This is a genomic window from Pseudomonas sp. ASL7 (assembly GCF_056680375.1).
In genome coordinates, this window is the sequence record NZ_CM155279.1 from 457,203 (window position 1) to 474,110 (window position 16,908).

Annotated in this window: 14 protein-coding genes and 1 pseudogene; 9 read left to right on the forward strand and 6 right to left on the reverse strand. The window is 59.0% G+C overall.

Annotation, left to right across the window (positions count from 1 at the left end):
• Positions 1-157: 157 nt before the first annotated feature.
• Together rssB and rssC are read left to right on the forward strand one after the other, a co-directional pair.
• Complete coding sequence (gene rssB, locus AC1MDT_RS02025; protein WP_480420455.1) at positions 158-1,339, forward strand: two-component system response regulator RssB; 1,182 nt, start codon at positions 158-160, stop codon at positions 1,337-1,339.
• Positions 1,339-1,821 carry an anti-sigma factor antagonist RssC gene (rssC, locus tag AC1MDT_RS02030; protein ID WP_007935262.1) on the forward strand — a complete coding sequence of 161 codons (483 nt, stop codon included), beginning with the start codon at positions 1,339-1,341 and terminating at the stop codon, positions 1,819-1,821. Before rssB ends, rssC begins: the two co-directional genes overlap by 1 nt.
• A gap of 193 nt (positions 1,822-2,014) precedes the next feature.
• Here the strand turns inward: rssC and tal are convergent, their stop codons facing one another.
• Together tal and AC1MDT_RS02040 are read right to left on the reverse strand one after the other, a co-directional pair.
• Positions 2,015-2,941, reverse strand: a complete 927-nt coding sequence (tal, locus tag AC1MDT_RS02035) for a transaldolase (RefSeq protein WP_480420456.1) — start codon at positions 2,939-2,941, stop codon at positions 2,015-2,017.
• A gap of 336 nt (positions 2,942-3,277) precedes the next feature.
• The gene (locus tag AC1MDT_RS02040) at positions 3,278-5,425 is read right to left on the reverse strand and encodes a methyl-accepting chemotaxis protein (RefSeq protein WP_480420457.1); all 2,148 of its coding nucleotides are present in this window, start codon (positions 5,423-5,425) and stop codon (positions 3,278-3,280) included.
• 300 nt (positions 5,426-5,725) lie between these two features.
• Here AC1MDT_RS02040 and AC1MDT_RS02045 point away from each other — a divergent pair.
• From AC1MDT_RS02045 to AC1MDT_RS02055, 3 genes and pseudogenes are all read left to right on the forward strand, one after another.
• Positions 5,726-6,544, forward strand: a pseudogene (locus tag AC1MDT_RS02045) (cache domain-containing protein); the annotation flags it as partial.
• A 102-nt stretch (positions 6,545-6,646) separates the two neighbouring features.
• Positions 6,647-7,402, forward strand: coding sequence for a methyl-accepting chemotaxis protein (locus AC1MDT_RS02050; protein WP_480422683.1), 756 nt, complete (start codon positions 6,647-6,649; stop codon positions 7,400-7,402).
• A gap of 194 nt (positions 7,403-7,596) precedes the next feature.
• Positions 7,597-9,957 carry a DNA polymerase II gene (locus tag AC1MDT_RS02055; RefSeq protein WP_480420458.1) on the forward strand — a complete coding sequence of 787 codons (2,361 nt, stop codon included), beginning with the start codon at positions 7,597-7,599 and terminating at the stop codon, positions 9,955-9,957.
• Here AC1MDT_RS02055 and AC1MDT_RS02060 read toward each other — a convergent pair.
• A complete protein-coding gene (locus AC1MDT_RS02060) occupies positions 9,922-10,392 on the reverse strand; it encodes a DUF1810 domain-containing protein (RefSeq protein WP_480420459.1) in 471 nt (156 codons plus the stop codon). The two genes, AC1MDT_RS02055 and AC1MDT_RS02060, sit on opposite strands and share 36 nt — an antisense overlap.
• A gap of 30 nt (positions 10,393-10,422) precedes the next feature.
• The gene (locus AC1MDT_RS02065; protein WP_480420460.1) at positions 10,423-11,244 is read right to left on the reverse strand and encodes an aldo/keto reductase; all 822 of its coding nucleotides are present in this window, start codon (positions 11,242-11,244) and stop codon (positions 10,423-10,425) included.
• Positions 11,245-11,445: 201 nt separating this feature from the next.
• Here AC1MDT_RS02065 and AC1MDT_RS02070 point away from each other — a divergent pair, with 201 nt between their 5' ends.
• Together AC1MDT_RS02070 and AC1MDT_RS02075 are read left to right on the forward strand one after the other, a co-directional pair.
• A complete protein-coding gene (locus tag AC1MDT_RS02070; protein ID WP_480420461.1) occupies positions 11,446-12,195 on the forward strand; it encodes a hypothetical protein in 750 nt (249 codons plus the stop codon).
• 198 nt (positions 12,196-12,393) lie between these two features.
• Complete coding sequence (locus tag AC1MDT_RS02075) at positions 12,394-13,179, forward strand: sulfite exporter TauE/SafE family protein (protein ID WP_480420462.1); 786 nt, start codon at positions 12,394-12,396, stop codon at positions 13,177-13,179.
• A gap of 28 nt (positions 13,180-13,207) precedes the next feature.
• Here AC1MDT_RS02075 and AC1MDT_RS02080 read toward each other — a convergent pair whose 3' ends face one another.
• Positions 13,208-13,576 carry a VOC family protein gene (locus tag AC1MDT_RS02080; protein ID WP_480420463.1) on the reverse strand — a complete coding sequence of 123 codons (369 nt, stop codon included), beginning with the start codon at positions 13,574-13,576 and terminating at the stop codon, positions 13,208-13,210.
• Positions 13,577-13,756: 180 nt separating this feature from the next.
• On the opposite strand from AC1MDT_RS02080, the gene AC1MDT_RS02085 reads away from it, so the two are divergent.
• Positions 13,757-14,305: a DUF4174 domain-containing protein gene (locus tag AC1MDT_RS02085; RefSeq protein ID WP_480422684.1), complete on the forward strand. Its 549-nt coding sequence runs from the start codon at positions 13,757-13,759 to the stop codon at positions 14,303-14,305.
• A gap of 290 nt (positions 14,306-14,595) precedes the next feature.
• Here AC1MDT_RS02085 and ampC read toward each other — a convergent pair whose 3' ends face one another.
• On the reverse strand, positions 14,596-15,759 hold the full coding sequence (ampC, locus tag AC1MDT_RS02090; protein ID WP_480420464.1) for a class C beta-lactamase: 1,164 nt from the start codon (positions 15,757-15,759) through the stop codon (positions 14,596-14,598).
• A 159-nt stretch (positions 15,760-15,918) separates the two neighbouring features.
• On the opposite strand from ampC, the gene AC1MDT_RS02095 reads away from it, so the two are divergent.
• Positions 15,919-16,797 carry a LysR family transcriptional regulator gene (locus tag AC1MDT_RS02095; RefSeq protein WP_480420465.1) on the forward strand — a complete coding sequence of 293 codons (879 nt, stop codon included), beginning with the start codon at positions 15,919-15,921 and terminating at the stop codon, positions 16,795-16,797.
• Positions 16,798-16,908 lie beyond the last annotated feature (111 nt).

Below are 16,908 nucleotides of genomic sequence, written 5' to 3' on the forward strand. Positions count from 1 at the left end.
CGTCTGCGCCTTAGAAGGGCACCTCTGGTGTACCTGTGTGTAGGGCAAACGCTCGAAAACAGTGCAGCAGAGAGGCTAGAAAGCGAATCCAGTAGTGTGAGCCGGGCCAAAAAACCCCGCCTGCTACGCCAACCTAATTCTGGCGCCGTTTGCCCACATGCCAAAAACCAGTGCCACGCTGCTGATAATCGATGATGACGAAGTAGTGCGCGCGAGCCTCGCCGCCTATTTGGAAGACAGTGGTTTCAGCGTCCTGCAGGCCAGCAATGGCCAGCAGGGACTTCAGGTATTCGAGCAAGACAAGCCCGACTTGGTCATCTGCGATCTGCGCATGCCGCAGATGGGCGGACTCGAACTTATCCGCCAGGTCACCGAGCTGTCGCCGCAAACCCCGGTCATCGTGGTTTCGGGCGCTGGCGTGATGAACGACGCAGTCGAGGCCCTGCGCCTGGGCGCGGCGGACTACCTGATCAAGCCTCTCGAAGATCTGGCTGTGCTCGAGCACTCTGTGCGCCGGGCCCTGGATCGCGCGCGTCTGTTGCTGGAAAACCAGCGCTACCGCGAGAAGCTGGAAAAGGCCAATCGCGAGCTTGAAGCCAGCCTGAACCTGCTCCAGGAAGACCAGAATGCCGGTCGCCAGGTGCAGATGAACATGCTGCCGGTCAGCCCCTGGACCATCGACGAGTTCAAGTTTGCTCACCAGATCATCCCGTCGCTGTACCTGTCGGGTGATTTTGTCGACTACTTTCGGGTCGACGAGCGTCGGGTCGCCTTTTACCTGGCGGACGTTTCAGGGCATGGCGCCTCTTCAGCCTTCGTGACCGTGCTGCTGAAATTCATGACCACGCGCTTGCTGTTCGAGTCCAAGCGCAGCGGTACATTGCCTGAATTCAAGCCTTCAGAGGTCCTTGGTCATATCAACCGAGGCCTGATCAGTTGTAAGCTGGGTAAACACGTCACAATGGTCGGTGGAGTCATCGACGAGGAGACAGGTTTGTTGACCTATAGCATCGGCGGTCATTTGCCGTTGCCAGTGTTGTACACGCCAGACAGTGTTCGTTATCTGGAAGGGCGCGGTCTGCCGGTGGGCCTCTTCAATGAAGCCACCTACGAAGACCACGTGCTGGAGCTGCCGCCGACGTTCAGCCTGACGCTGATGTCCGATGGCATTCTGGACCTTTTGCCAGAACCAACACTCAAAGAAAAAGAAGCGGCTTTGCCTCAACGGGTCAAGGCAGCGGGCGGCAGCCTGGATGGTCTGCGGCAGGTTTTTGGATTGGCCACGCTAGGGGAGATGCCGGATGATATCGCCCTGTTGGTGTTGAGCAGGAATCTTTAATGAGTACCGGTAGAATCCAGTTCGCCGAGCAGGATGGCACCTTCGTCCTGAAGTTCGTCGGTGAAGTTCGCCTGACCCTGTGTTCGGCGTTGGATGCGACAATTGAGCGGATCTTCACGGCGTTGAACTTCAACGCGATCGTGATCGACCTGACCGAAACCCGCAGCATCGACAGCACCACCCTTGGCCTGCTGGCCAAGCTGTCGATACTGTCGCGGCAAAAAGTCGGCTTGCTTCCGACCGTCGTCACCACCCACGAAGACATCACCCGGCTGCTGCAGTCCATGGGCTTCGAGCAGGTGTTCAACATCGTTGACCGCCCGATTCCGTGTCCTGAATGCCTGACCGACCTGCCAGATCAGGATCAGTCCGAAGAGGTGGTGCGAATCAAAGTGCTCGAGGCGCACAAGATCCTCATGGGCCTCAATGACTCCAATCGTGAAGCGTTTCATGACCTCGTGAATGCGCTGGAGCGTCACTGATTCCACAATGTGATGTGGCCGGTCTGGCCCCTTCGCGAGCAGGCTCGCTCCCACACAGTGTGGGAGCGAGCCTGCTCGCGAAGGCGGCCTGACAAACACTACACATCTCGGCGCGACCTCCAATACCCAAATTCAGCACACAAAAAAGGGCGAACCCGTCAAGGTTCGCCCTTTTTGCGTTTGCTCTATTGAATCAGAGCTTGGCTTGAAGCAGTGCTTCGAGTTTTTCCTGGTCACGGGCGAACTGACGAATGCCTTCAGCCAGTTTCTCGGTTGCCATGGCATCCTCGTTGGACAACCAGCGGAATTGCGCTTCATTCAGGTTCAAGCGTGCTTCACCCGCATGCCCCGGCGCCAATTTGCGCTCCAGTTTGCCAGTATCCGCTGCCAGCTTATCGATCAAGTCCGGGCTGATGGTCAGGCGGTCACAACCGGCCAGTTGCTCGATCTGGTTCAGGTTACGGAAACTCGCGCCCATCACGACGGTTTTGTAGTCATTGGCTTTGTAGTAGTTGTAGATACGGGTCACCGATTGCACGCCCGGATCATCCGCGCCGGTGTAGTCGTTGCCGTTGGCTTTCTTGTACCAGTCGTAGATACGGCCCACGAATGGCGAAATCAGGAACACGCCCGCATCGGCACACGCGGCGGCCTGAGCGAACGAGAACAGCAGCGTGAGGTTGGTCTGGATGCCTTCTTTTTCCAGAATCTCGGCAGCGCGGATGCCTTCCCAAGTGGACGCGATCTTGATTAATACACGGTCGCGGCCAATGCCGGCCTTGTCGTACAGATCGATCAGACGGTGCGCGCGCTTCAAGACGGCATCAGTGTCAAACGACAGCCGCGCATCCACTTCAGTGGAAATACGGCCGGGAATGACCTTCAGGATTTCTTGCCCCACCGCAACGCCAAAACGGTCGCTGGCCAGGCCCACATCGCCCTTGCAGTCGTTGACGCAAGCGTTCAGCAACTCGGCATAACCGGGAATGGCCGCCGCTTTGAGCAGCAGGGAAGGGTTGGTCGTAGCGTCCACGGGTTTAACGCGAGCGATTGCTTCGAAGTCGCCGGTGTCGGCAACGACGGTGGTGATCTGTTTGAGTTGTTCCAGCTTGGAAGTCATGGGCGTGCTCTGTCCTATGGGTCTGTTGACATTACCCGAGCGCTGACAGCCACTCAAGGGCACGTAGGTGTATCGATGGCCTCAGCGGCAACAACCTGAAAACGGCTGTTTGAATGGCGAGGCGCGGTGTCGATAAATACGATGCCAAAATGCGGCACAGGTTCAACGCAACTGACAGGCAGGCCCGTAGGAGCGAGCTTGCTCGCGATGGACTCGAAAGCGCCGCATTCAGCCAGAAAACACGCGTATTCGTTAACGACCATCGCGAGCAGGCTCGCTCCTACAGCACAGCAGCGAGCGCCCCCCTTTTTCATGTTTCCCGCGACGCAGCGGTCATTACACGCGGAACTGATCCATCAAGCTTTGCTGTTGATTGGCCAGGCTGTTGAGCGATTGGCTCACCCGGGCAGACTCATTGGCCTGACCCGAGAGCGACTCGGTCACATCCCGGATGGTCGCCACGTTGTTATTGATCTCTTCGGCCACAGCGCTTTGCTCCTCGGCGGCACTGGCGATCTGCAGGTTCATGTCGCTGATCACCGTCACCGCGTCGCCAATTTGGCGCAGCGCGGTTACGGCCTGGCTGACCTGCTCGACACTGCCCTGAGCTTGACGATGGCTGTTGTTCATCGAGCCCACCACCTCCTGCGTGCCGCTCTGCAACTGCTCGATCACCAGGCGGGTTTCTTCGACCGACTCCTGGGTCCGACGCGCCAGGTTGCGTACTTCATCGGCCACCACGGCAAAACCGCGTCCGGCTTCACCCGCGCGGGCCGCCTCGATCGCGGCGTTGAGCGCCAGCAGGTTGGTCTGTTCGGCGATGGCGCGAATCACTTCCAGCACCGAACCGATTTTCTCGCTGTTGGCCGCCAGCCCTTCGACTTGCACCATCGCCGCGCTCATGTCGGCGGCGAGGTTGTCGATGCTGGTGGTGGTCTGATCGATCACGGTCAGGCCGCGACGGGTAGCGTGGTCGGCATCCCGCGCCGCGTGGGCGGCTTGCGCGGCACTGCGGGCGACATCCTGGGCGGTGGCGCTCATTTCGTGAGATGCGGTCGCGACCTGGTCCACCTGGCGGTATTGCTGCTCCATGCCTGCGCTGGTCTGGGTGGCGATGGCGGAGGATTGATCCGCCGTGCTGCGAGCGTCCTGCACCGAGCGTTTGACCTCGGCGATGATGGGTTGCAACTTGTCGAGGAAGCGGTTGAACCAACCGGCCAACTGGCCCAGTTCGTCCTTCTTGTCGTAGTCCAGGCGGCGGGTCAGGTCGCCTTCGCCGCTCGCAATGTCTTCCAGCATGTGCGCCACGCCGAGGATCGGCTTGGTGACGCTACGCGCCATCAGCCACACCAGCAACAGGCCAATCAGCGCGGCCAGCACGCCCAGGCCGAGTTCGACGAGTGTGCCGGCCGTGTTGCTGTCATCGAGTTGTTTTTTCAGCGCTTCGGCTGGGCCGATCAGGACTTTTTCCGGGACATCGAGCAGCACGCCCCACGACTTGCCGCCGGGAATCGGCTGGAACGGCGACAGCACTTTCAATTGCTGATTGCTGCGCAGGCTTAGGGTGTGGGTGCTGGAAGCGAGCATGCGGATCAGCTCGGCACCGCTGGTTTTGTCCACGGCCTCCAGGCGCTGACTGAGTTTGCTGGCGTCCGGGCTGTAACCGGCGAGCAAACCGGCCGGGCTGATGATGCTGACATTGGTCTGGCCGTCATAAAGCTTCTTGCTGGCGCCCTGGCTGACCGCTTGCAGGCTGTTGAGGTTGATATCAACCGACAGCGAAGCGATGACCTTGCCGTTGACCATCAGCGGGAAAACGATGCTGGTCATCAGCACGTTCTGGCCGTTGATCATGTAAAAGTAGGGTTCGATCACACACGGCTTGAGCGTCGTGCGCGGGCAGGTGAACCAGGCGTTGGCCGATTCGCCGCTGGGGCCGGTGCGGGTGTCGGCAATGTCGCTTTCCGGCAGTGGCATGGAGGTCAGTTGGCCTGGGGTCGATTGCGACCAGTACAAGGCAAAGCGCCCCTTGTCGTTGCTGCCGACTTCGCTCTGGCCGGCGAACAGTTCGTCCTTGCCGTCCAGACCGTTGGGTTCGAACACCAAGGATAGTCCGAGCAAGTCCGGGTTGGCTTGCAGGGCCGACTTGACCTGACGGGTCATGTCCTCACGCAGGTCGAAGGCATCGAGAAAGCGCTTCTCGGCCTGCTCGCGCAGAAACAGCACCTGACGCGAAAAGCCGTGGCCGTATTGGTAAGCGTCCATAAACTGCTGACGAATGTTCAGCGCCTGGTTCTCGCCCTGGGATTCGATCCGGGCCTGGGCAGCTTCGTTGAGCATCTCCATGCTTGAGGCTTTCACCAGCGCGGAGCTGTGCTCCATGCGATACAGCGAAAGACCCACGAGCAGGGTCACGACACCGGCCAGGCAAAGCCCGGCCAACAGGGTGATCTTCCATTGAATGGAAAGTTGTCTGAGCGACATGGAGACGTCCTTATTCGATATATATCTGAGACTTTGCACTGTAGCGGCCGTGATTCGGCTTTCTTGATGGTCCCGGACGATAACCACCGCCCCCTGTAGGAGCGAGCTTGCTCGCGAATGACCTAAGAGCAACGCGTTTATTCAGGAGGAGCGCGTTATCGTTAACGTCCTTCGTCGGAACGCCGCCCGGAGCAAGCTCGCTCCTACAGGGGGCAGGATGCCTTCACGACTCAACTTTTGGTTTTGTGTGCCGTTAAAGCCTTTAACCACGCCAACAAAATCAGAGTGAACGTCATGCGCATGAGCCTGAAGGCCAAAGTCCTGTCCCTTGCCGTTCTCCCGGTGTTGCTCTTTGCGCTGGTCATCAGCGTGGCCACGTTGTTCATTCTCCAGGAACAGGCTCACAAGGAAGTCGAGGAAACGCGTCAGCGTCTGCTCAGCGATGCCAAGGCGACCCTGCAAAGTTACGTCGCCGTGGCCATGACCACGATCAAACCGCTCTATGACGCCGCCGCTCCCGGCGATGACGCGGCACGGGCCCAGGCGATCAAGTTGCTGTCGAGTATCACCTATGACAAGGAAGGCTATTTCTTCGGCTACGACTCCAACACCGTGCGCCTGTTCAAGGCCAACAGTTCCGAAGGCGTGGGCCAGAGCTTCAAGGACAACCGTGATCCGAATGGTGTCTACGTCAACCGCGACCTGGTAAATGTCGCGAAGGACGGCACGCACTACCTGCAATACAGTTCGCCGTTGCCCGGCAACAGCCAGGTGCAGGTGCCCAAACTGGGTTACACCGAATACCTGTCGAAGTGGGACATGGCGGTCGGTACGTCGGTGAACCTCGACGGTATCGAGGCGCAAGTCGCGCTGGTTGAGGCCAAGGTGCAGGAGCGGATGGAAGGGGTGGTGTTAACCATTGCCGGCCTCGCCGCCGTGATGTTGCTGGTGATCGCCGCTGTCGGGATGCTGCTGGCCAACACCATTCTGCGTCCGCTGAACCAGATGAAAGCCAACCTCGACGACATCGCGGCGGGCGAGGGTGACCTGACCCGGCGCTTGACGATCACCCGTCAGGACGAACTCGGTGAGCTGGCCGGCTCGTTCAACCGTTTCGTCGACAAGATCCACGGCCTGGTGCGCCAGATCACTGAAATGACGTCGCAACTGACCGGGCTGGTCAATCAAGTCTCTGACCAGGCCCAGCGTTCGGATCAGGCGATGGAGCGTCAGCGTCACGAAACCGATCAGGTCGCCACGGCGATCAACGAAATGTCGGCTGCCGCCCAGGAAGTCGCCAAAAGCGCACAAAACGCAGCGGTGGCTGCCCAGCAGACTGACGAAGAAGGTCAGGCTGCCAAGCGTGTGGTCGCGGGCAGCATTGTGAAAATTCACGCGTTGGTGGATGACATTCGCAGCAGCGGCCTGTCCCTCGACAGCTTGCAAAAAGACGTGTCGTCGATCGTCAGCGTGCTGGGTGTGATCCGCTCGATTGCCGATCAGACCAACCTGCTGGCGCTCAACGCTGCCATCGAAGCGGCCCGGGCCGGTGAGGCTGGCCGGGGGTTTGCCGTGGTGGCGGATGAGGTCCGTGCGCTGGCCAGTCGCACACAAATCAGTACCCAGGAAATCCAGGGCATGATCGACCGTTTGCAGGCCGGCACCCAATCGGCGGTGGAAGCCATGCGTCGATCCAGCGAGGCCGGCGATGGCACTTCGGCCCAGGCCAACGAGGCGGGCGCCTCGCTGGATACCATGGCTCAGTTGATCGCCACCATTAACTCGATGAACGCTCAGATTGCCAGCGCCGCCGAGGAGCAGACCGCCGTGGCCGAGGAGATCAATCGCAGCGTGCATCAGATTGCCGTGGCGGTGGACAGCGTCGCCGACGAAACCCAGCTTGGTGCCCAAACCTCCCGCAGTCTGGCAGAACTCGGTAAGCGCCTGGGCCAACTGGTCGGACAGTTCCGTATCTGACACTGCAACCCCCGTAGGAGCGAGCTTGCTCGCGATGGAGTGTCAGTCGACACCTTGTTTAGCTGACACTCCATCGCGAGCAAGCTCGCTCCTACAGGGGAGACAGGCATAGCGCCGATCCGCAGCGGGCGGCGATCTTTTCAGGGCGGGCACGCGTAGAATTGCGACCTGAATCAGATCGTGAGGTTGCAGTGGTGGATTTACAGCAGGGCTTCGTCCTGACCCGGCATTGGCGCGACACCCCGGCCGGCACGGAAGTCGAGTTCTGGCTGGCGACCGATAGCGGTCCTCAGCGAATCCGCCTGCCTTATCAACCGTCGGTGGCGTTTATTCCGGCGGCTCAACGTGAGCACGCTGAACAGGTGTTGCATGGCGAAAAAAACGTCGAGCTGCGGCCTTTGGCGCTGCTCGATTTCGAGCACCGCCCGGTGCTCGGTCTGTATTGCCAGCAGCACGGTCAGTTGATGCGACTGGAAACCGCGCTGCGCAAGTCCGGCGTTGAGATGTTCGAAGCTGACATTCGCCCGCCCGAGCGCTACATGATGGAGCGATTCATCACGGCACCGGTCATCTTCGGCGGCACACCGAGTGCCGATGGCCTGCTGCTCGACGCGCAGATGAAACCCGATCCCGACTATCGACCGACCTTGAAACTGGTCTCCCTGGACATCGAAACCACCGCCCAGGGCGAGTTGTATTCCATCGCGCTGGAAGGCTGCGGTGAGCGCCAGGTCTACATGCTCGGCCCGCCCAATGGCGACGATTCTGGTGTGGATTTCCAGCTCGAGTACTGCGACTCCCGAACCCTGCTGCTGAAAAGACTCAACGAATGGTTTGCCCGGCATGACCCTGACGCGATCATCGGCTGGAACCTCGTGCAGTTCGATTTGCGGGTGCTGCACGAACACGCCCGACGTCTGGCGGTGCCGCTAAAGCTCGGGCGTGGCGGCGAGGAAATGCAGTGGCGTGAACACGGCAGCCGCAACCATTACTTCGCCTCGGCCGCCGGCCGATTGATCATCGACGGTATCGAGTCCCTACGCTCGGCGACCTGGAGCTTCCCCTCGTTCAGCCTGGAAAATGTCGCGCAGACCCTGCTCGGCGAGGGTAAGTCGATCAGCACGCCGTACCAGCGCATGGATGAAATCAATCGCATGTTCGCCGAGGACAAGCCGGCGCTGGCCAAGTACAACCTCAAGGATTGCGAACTGGTCACGCGGATCTTTGCCAAGACCCAGTTGCTGACGTTTCTGCTGGAACGGGCCAGTGTCACCGGTCTGCCGGCAGATCGCAGCGGCGGTTCGGTGGCGGCGTTCACTCACCTCTACATGCCGCTGATGCACCGCCAAGGCTTCGTCGCGCCCAATCTCGGCGGTCGACCACCCCAAGCCAGCCCCGGTGGTTTTGTCATGGACTCGCAACCGGGGCTCTACGAATCGGTGCTGGTGCTCGACTACAAGAGCCTTTATCCGTCGATCATCCGCACTTTCCTGATCGATCCGGTGGGGCTGATCGAGGGACTCAAACATCCCGACGACAGCGAGTCCGTACCCGGATTCCGTGGCGCGCGTTTTTCCAGGACCCGGCATTGCCTGCCCGCCATCGTGGCCCGCGTCGCGCAAGGCCGCGAAACCGCCAAGCGCGAACACAACGCGCCGCTGTCCCAAGCGCTAAAGATCATCATGAACGCCTTCTACGGCGTGCTCGGCTCCAGCGGCTGCCGCTTCTTCGATACACGCCTGGCGTCGTCCATTACCTTGCGAGGTCACGAGATCATGCTGCGCACCCGCCAGCTGATCGAAGCCCAAGGCCACACCGTGATCTACGGCGACACCGACTCGACCTTTGTCTGGTTGCGCCGCGCCCACGGCCAGGAAGAGGCGGCGAAGATTGGCCTCGCGCTGGTGGACCACGTCAACCAATGGTGGCGCGAGCATGTACGGCAGGAATATGGGCTGGAAAGTGCCTTGGAGTTGCAGTTCGAAACCCACTACAAACGCTTTCTGATGCCGACCATTCGGGGGGCTGAGGAGGGCAGCAAGAAGCGCTATGCCGGGCTCGTCACTCGTGCCGACGGCACCGATGAAATGGTCTACAAGGGGCTGGAAACGGTGCGCACCGACTGGTCGCCGCTGGCCCGGCAATTTCAGCAGGAACTGTATTCGCGGATTTTCCATCGCAAGCCCTATCAGGATTACGTGCGCGACTACGTGCGCAAAACCCTGGCCGGTGAATTCGATGACCGTCTGATCTACCGTAAGCGTCTGCGCCGCACCCTCGATGACTGTCAGCGCAATGTGCCGCCGCATGTGCGAGCGGCGCGCATTGCCGATGATTACAACGACCGGCAGGGGCGGCCGCGGCAATACCAGAACGGTGGCTGGATCAGTTACGTGATCACCGTCGCCGGTCCCGAGCCGCTGGAAATCCGCAGTGCGCCCATCGACTACGATCATTACGTCACACGGCAGCTGCAACCGGTGGCTGACGCCATATTACCGTTTGTGGACGACGACTTTTCAACCTTGATTGGTGGGCAGCTGGGCCTGTTTTGAGTCCAGCAGTGAGAGCGTCCAGTCATCCGGTATGCCGTGAAAGTAGCGCTGCAGCGACTGGTGAAACAGGCTGTCTTCGGGGGCGAACTGGGCGAACAGCGTCATCGATGAGTGAAATTTGAGGTCGTCGGGGTGACCAAAAATCTCGGCAATCGAGCGTTGCTGGACGTTCAGCACTAATTGCGTGCACATCCGCAAGCGTGAGCCCAGCAGTGGATGGGCCAGGTACGCAGCCGCTTCCTGTCCGGAAGCAATGGCGAAATGACGGGACATTTCACTGGCGCCGAGGCCGGCAATCTGCGGAAAAACGAACCACATCCAATGCCGGCGTTTCTTGCCGGCGCTCAGTTCTTCTTGAACCCGATCGAACACCGGCGCCTGCGCCAGGACAAAGCGTTGCAGATTAAAGGTGTCCAACTGATCAGTGCTTCTCATACAGAAGCCCTCTGATGAAACCGCGATGGCTTAGACCATGGCCAACCGCTGTTTGCGTTGTGGCGCGCGAAACGCGTGGTCCAGCGCCTCCAGATCCCCTGCTTCGAGCTGCAATTGCGCCGCATGCGCATTGAGCTGTACATGTTCAGGCCGGACCGCTTTGGGGATGGCGATCACCACGTCCTGACGCAGAATCCATGCCAGCGCTACCTGAGCCGGTGTTACCCCGTGACGGGCCGCCACCTGATGGAGTGTTGAATTGACCAACATATGCCCACCCTGGCTGATTGGGCAGTAGGCCATGAGCGGAAGTTGATGCTGTTGGCTCCAGGGCAGCAGATCGAATTCAACGCCGCGCTCTTCTAAATTGTAGAGCACCTGATTGGTGGCACAGGCCGGCGAGGCCAATTCCTGCAAGTCATCCACGTCAAAATTGGACACGCCCCAGCGGCCGATTTTGCCGGCGTCGCGCAAGCGTTCGAAAGCTTCGACGGTTTCCTCCAGGGGATACTGGCCACGCCAGTGCAACAAATACAAATCGATGTAATCGGTATTCAGACGCTGCAGGCTGCGTTCGCACGCCTGAGGGATGCCTGTGCGGCTGGCGTTGTGCGGGTAGACCTTGCTGACAAGAAAAACGTTGTCGCGCTGACCGGCGATGGCTTCGCCCACCACCTCCTCGGCGCCACCTTCGGCGTACATTTCAGCGGTATCGATCAGGGTCATGCCCAGCTCGATGCCCAGGCGTAGCGCGGCGACTTCCTGAGTGCGTCGGGTGTGATCTTCACCCATGCGCCAGGTGCCTTGGCCGATGACCGGTACGTGGACGCCGGCCAGTTCGAGGGTCCGCATGAAAACCTCCTTATTTTGAAACGATGAATGCTCTCCAGTTGGCAGCAGGATAAGCCGGTGGTTCCCCTTTCAAATTAAAAGATCGCAGTTTGCGCCAGCACTTACGGACCATCGGCACCGCACTTTTTCAGGATTCACCGCTCTACCATTGGCCTGCCTGCGGCGATCCCCTCTTCAGGCCCATGCCAAGTTCAAGTGCCCATGGCTCGAGTTTTACTCCTCATCGCCCCGTCAATCCGACGCCATTGCCTGGTGCTGGCCTGCGTATCGATGCTCTTTGCCAGCGGTTGCAGCCAGCAGCAAGGCCGGGACATCGTCACCCAGTTTGGCGAAGGCAAACCTCAGGAGTTTCTCCAGACCAGCGTTGATCGCATGGCGACCCTGACGATGCGCGACAACCTCGACAGCCTCTACCTGCTGATGAGCAAGCTTTACCTGCGCAACCCCGACGAGCTGAAAAAATCCGGCTTCCTCAACGCCCGCATCGCTGGAAACCAAGTGCGCATGGCTATCGAACTGCAACAGCCGCTCCCGACCCTGGGTGATAAAAAAGACCTGGCGGCGTTGAGATATGCCATGAGTCCGCAATTCCTCGGTGACCGCGTCGGTGCCTTTATCTATGCCATCGGCAGCATGTTGGTCACGGCCCACGGCAATCGGCTGGAGTTCTACATGACGGACGCCATCAACCCGACATTCGTCAGCAATGCCGCACGTAACATCGAGATAGCCACCTGGATATTGAGCCAACGGCAAAACAAGAACGGCGAACCGTTGCTGTTCTCGAATGAAATCTCGGAGGAGGGCAGTAACCTGAGTTTTGCCGTGGAGTTCGGCAAGATCGTTGCCCGGTTGGATTTGCTGACACAGATGCTCGACGAGCGTTACCGGCGAATCGCTTTGAATTACGCGCAGAGTTTGCTGTTCCTCAATTTCCTGCCCGTGCAATGAACCCTTTGTAGGAGCGAGCTTGCTCGCGAAGGAGTGTCAGTCGACATCAATGCAGCTGGCACACCATCGCGAGCAAGCTCGCTCCTACAAGGGTTGTGTATTTCGGGAATAACTATAGTTCGCATCGATATAACTGGTTATAAGAAAAATCGCTATGCTGCGAGCCAGATTTTTCATGCGTTTTTTATGGGCGTGTTAATGGATTTCGTTAACTTCGGGTTGGTGATTGCTGGGTTGGTGGTCGGCTTTATCGTCGGCATGACCGGCGTGGGCGGTGGTTCGTTGATGACCCCGATCCTGTTGTGGTTCGGGATCAACCCGGCCACGGCGGTGGGCACGGACCTGCTGTACGCGGCGATTACCAAATCCAGCGGAGTGCTGGTTCATCGAAAGAACCAGAATATCGACTGGACAATCACCGGTTGGCTGACCCTCGGCAGCGTGCCGGCGGTGGCGATGACCTTGTGGTTTCTGAGCACGCTGCACACATCACCCGATGCCATGAATGCTGTTATCAAACAGGCACTGGGCTTTGTATTGTTCGCCACGGCATTGGCGATTCTCTTCAAGAAACGCTTGCTCGATTTCGCTCACAAACGTGCAGGCGGAAACTACAACCCCAGCGGCTTGCGGCTGAATGTGATGACCGTTATCACGGGCCTGGTCCTTGGCACCATGGTTGCGTTGACGTCCATCGGTGCTGGCGCCCTCGGCACTGTGGCGCTGTTTATTCTGTATCCGCTACTGCCGACCCGGCGCCTTGTCGGGACTGAAATCGCCCATGCCGTGCCGCTGACCCTGGTCGCGGGCCTGGGTCATGCGAGCATGGGCAATATGGATTGGCATGTACTGGGCTTTTTGCTGATCGGTTCATTGCCCGGGATTTGGCTGGGCAGCCATTTGACCGGGCGCATTTCCGATGAAGTGCTGCGTCCTTGCCTGGCTACGATGCTGGTGATGATCGGCTACAAACTGGTGTTCTGATCCCGCATCAAGCGTCAGCTGCCCGAGCTCAGGCTCGGGTCATAATCTCTAGTAGATGCCCGTCCGGGTCATCGAAATATACGCGCCGGCCCCCACCATAATCATTGATCTCATTCAGCCGTTGCTTGCCAGGATCGGCCCACCAGGGTTGCTTGCGCGCTTGCAGTCGCGCGAAAGCTGCGTCGAAATCATCGTCTCCGATCAAAAACGCATAGTGTTGGGAGGTAATGGGCGGGTCATTGTCGTAGAAGTCCAGTGAGACGCCGTTGTCGAACTTGACGATCAGCATCGGGCCGAAAGGTTGGGGGGCGGGCAGGCCAAGTATTTCGGCGAGAAAAGCGGCCGAGATTCGCTTGTCGCGGCACCAGACGATGGTGTGGTTCAGCTGAGCGCTCATGCACAGGTCCTCACGGCGGTTCAGGTGGCAAGTATCAAGCCTTGAGATTAGCTCAGCCTGTTGCGCAATGACCGCCCTGACCTAAGCTTGGGGCAAGGCGGAACACAATTGCGGTGCGTCACCCGGAACGATCGCCGCGATGCGCAATCATTAGAGCGTGGATATCAAAAGGAGATGCGCATGCTCATCAGGTCATTGACCCTGGTAACCCTGCTGGCTTTCGCCAGCCCCCTGTTCGCCGCCGATGACGGCTCACCTCTGGATATGGATAAGGGCAGGTCCCGGCCGTTGATTGTCATCGCACCAAGCACGGTCGACCCGACGTGGGTCAGCTTGAAAAAATCGCTGGAGGAGCCGGCGAACAAGCAGGGTTTCGCCGAGCGAAATATGATCCTGTATACCGTACTCAACTTGATGGGCCAGCGCGAAGGTAAAGACCTGGGACCCCAAGACACGGCGGCGTTGATCCGTGCGCTCAAGTTGGGAGCGGGGGCAAAGACCAAGGTTATTCTGGTCGGCAAGGACGGCGAAAAGAAACTCGAACAATCGGATGCGGTTGATCTGAAGGCGATTTTCGCCGCGATCGACCAGTTGCCGGCCACCGAGAAAGAAACTGTGGCGCCGCCACCACCACCGGCTGCTGAAGCCGAACCGGTCAAGGGGGCCAAGGGTACAAAGAAAGGGAAACCGGGCAAACCCGCCAAGCCACCAGAAATGCCGGATGATTGAATGCGAAAGTGCCGGTGAATTACAAAAACGCAGTTATATCTGACAGAACGCGGTCACCGGATGGTGGCCGAATTGCTGGTCAACCGGGCACTGGACAATATCGATATCGATCCGCCGCAGGCGGCGTAACAAAAATGGGCGACCTCAAGGGTCGCCCATTTTATTTATCGCCGCTGATCCCTGTGGGAGCGAGCTTGCTCGCGATGGTCGTCAACGATAACGCGTGCAGCCGGATACTCCACGGCGTTCTCGGGTTTTTCGTCGGTACGCCGCCCGGACCAAGCTCGCTCCTACAGGAATTCGCTCAATATCGCATGGGCGATTTTGATTCGTTCCGGGTTCGGGTAGTTTTTGTTGGCGAGGATCACGATGCCGATGTCTTTCGATGGCACGTACGCCACGTAAGCCCCGAAGCCACCCGTGGAGCCGGTTTTGTTGAACAGCACATTTTCCGGTTGAGGTTGCGGAGGGTTCAGCCACTGGACTTCATGGGCCTCCATGGCCATCTGCGACGAGTTGCCGGCCAGCAATCGGTCAAGCGTGACCGGGTAGTTGTAGAGCTCCCAGCCTAATCCTTGTGTCATGTCGCCGACCGTGTAGTAGCCGGTGTGAGTTGTTGCGATGGCCTGCTGCAGCGGCGCTTCCAGCGCCGTCGGTTTCATGTTCGCCTCAACATAACGAATCATGTCCGCAGCACTGGTTTTCACGCCATAGGCTTCTGAGTCCAGCGCACCCGGACTGACCCGCACAGGCTTGTTGTCCTTGTTATAGCCCTGAGCATAAAGCCTCATTTGATCCTTCGGCACCTTGAGGAAAGTGTGCTTCAACCCAAGTTTGGGCAGCAGGGTTTTTTCCATCAGCTCATCAAATGGCGCGCCCATGCTGTGGGCGGCGAGATAACCGAACAGCCCGATGCTGGGGTTCGAATATTGGCGATGAGTGCCAGCGGCGTAGGTCGGTGTCCACTGTTTGAAATAGCCGAGCATCTTGTCCTGATGATCGGCCTCGTCAGGGAATTGCAGCGGCAGGCCACCGGCCGTGTAGGTACCGAGTTGCAGCACGCTGATGTTATCGAACGCGCTGCCACGCAAGGTCGGCAGGACCTGACTGGCCTTGTCGGACAGTGACAGTTTGCCGCTGGCCTGGGCGTAGGCGGCGAGGGTGGCGGTGAAAGTCTTGCTCACCGAACCGATCTCGAACAGGGTGTCCTCGGTAACGGCTTTGCCGTTTTCTTTCGAGGCCATGCCGTAGTTAAAGTAATGCGGCTTGCCATTGAAGGTGATCGCGACGGCGATGCCCGGGATGTTCTGCTGTTGCATGATCGGCACCACGGCGGCGTTTACCGCTGTTTCGATCTGCTGGTCAGTCGGATTCCCGGCAACGCAGTAACCTGCGCCAAGGAAAAGTCCGAAAGCGCTATAGGATAAGACCTTGCTGAGTTTAAAGTTGTACATGATTGAGCCGCTGTCCATGAAGTTTGTTGGTTTAACCCGCTACACTCCGACCGGTTTTTAAATCGGGCCGCCGTTGAGCGAGCCAAATCTATTCATTCTGTCGGCCATCGACAATCAACGATATTTCGGATGAGCCATTAGAAAAATTTGGGAATGAGCATGATCCGGCCTCAATTACCGCTCAACGCACTTCGCGCCTTCGAGGCCTCTGCACGGCATTTGAGTTTCACACGGGCGGCGGTGGAATTGTGCGTCACGCAGGCAGCAGTGAGTCATCAGGTCAAAAGCCTTGAAGCCCAGCTCAACGTAGCACTGTTCAAGCGCTTGCCCCGCGGGTTGATGCTGACCAGCGAAGGGCAGACCTTGTTGCCGGTATTGCGCGAGTCCTTCGACCGAATCGCTGAAACCCTGGAGCGTTTCGAAGGTGGGCACCTTCGCGAAGTGCTGACGGTGGGCGCGGTCGGGACGTTCGCGGTGGGCTGGTTGTTACCGCGATTGGCAGACTTCCAGGCGAAACATCCGTTCATAGATTTGCGCCTGTCGACTAACAACAACCGGGTGGACGTAGCGGCTGAAGGGTTGGATTACGCCATTCGGTTTGGTGCGGGGGCGTGGCACGGGATTGAGGCGGTGCGGTTGATCGAGGCACCATTGTCGGTGCTGTGCGTTCCCGAGATTGCCCGGCAACTGCAAACGCCCGCCGATCTGTTGCAGCAAACGCTGCTGCGTTCCTATCGCACGGACGAATGGCCCGAGTGGTTTCAGGCGACCGGCCTTCCTGCCCATGCCGCACCGCCGCGCAGTATCGTCTTCGATTCATCGCTGGCGATGATGGAGGCGGCGCTGCAAGGAGCAGGCGTGGCATTGGCGCCGCCGCGGATGTTTGCCCGGCAATTGGCGGCGGGTGCAATTGAGCAACCATTCGCCATTGGGATCACCACCGGCAGCTACTGGCTGACCCGCTTGCAGTCGCGGCCCGAAACGTCGGCCATGGCGGCGTTCAAGGGCTGGTTGCTGTGTGCGGCACAAATGAATTAACGAATGCCACCTTGTGGGAGCGAGCCTGCTCGCGAAAGCGGCGGCACATTCTGTATCAATGTGACTGATAGAGCTCTTTCGCGAGCAGGCTCGCTCCCACAAGGTTTACGG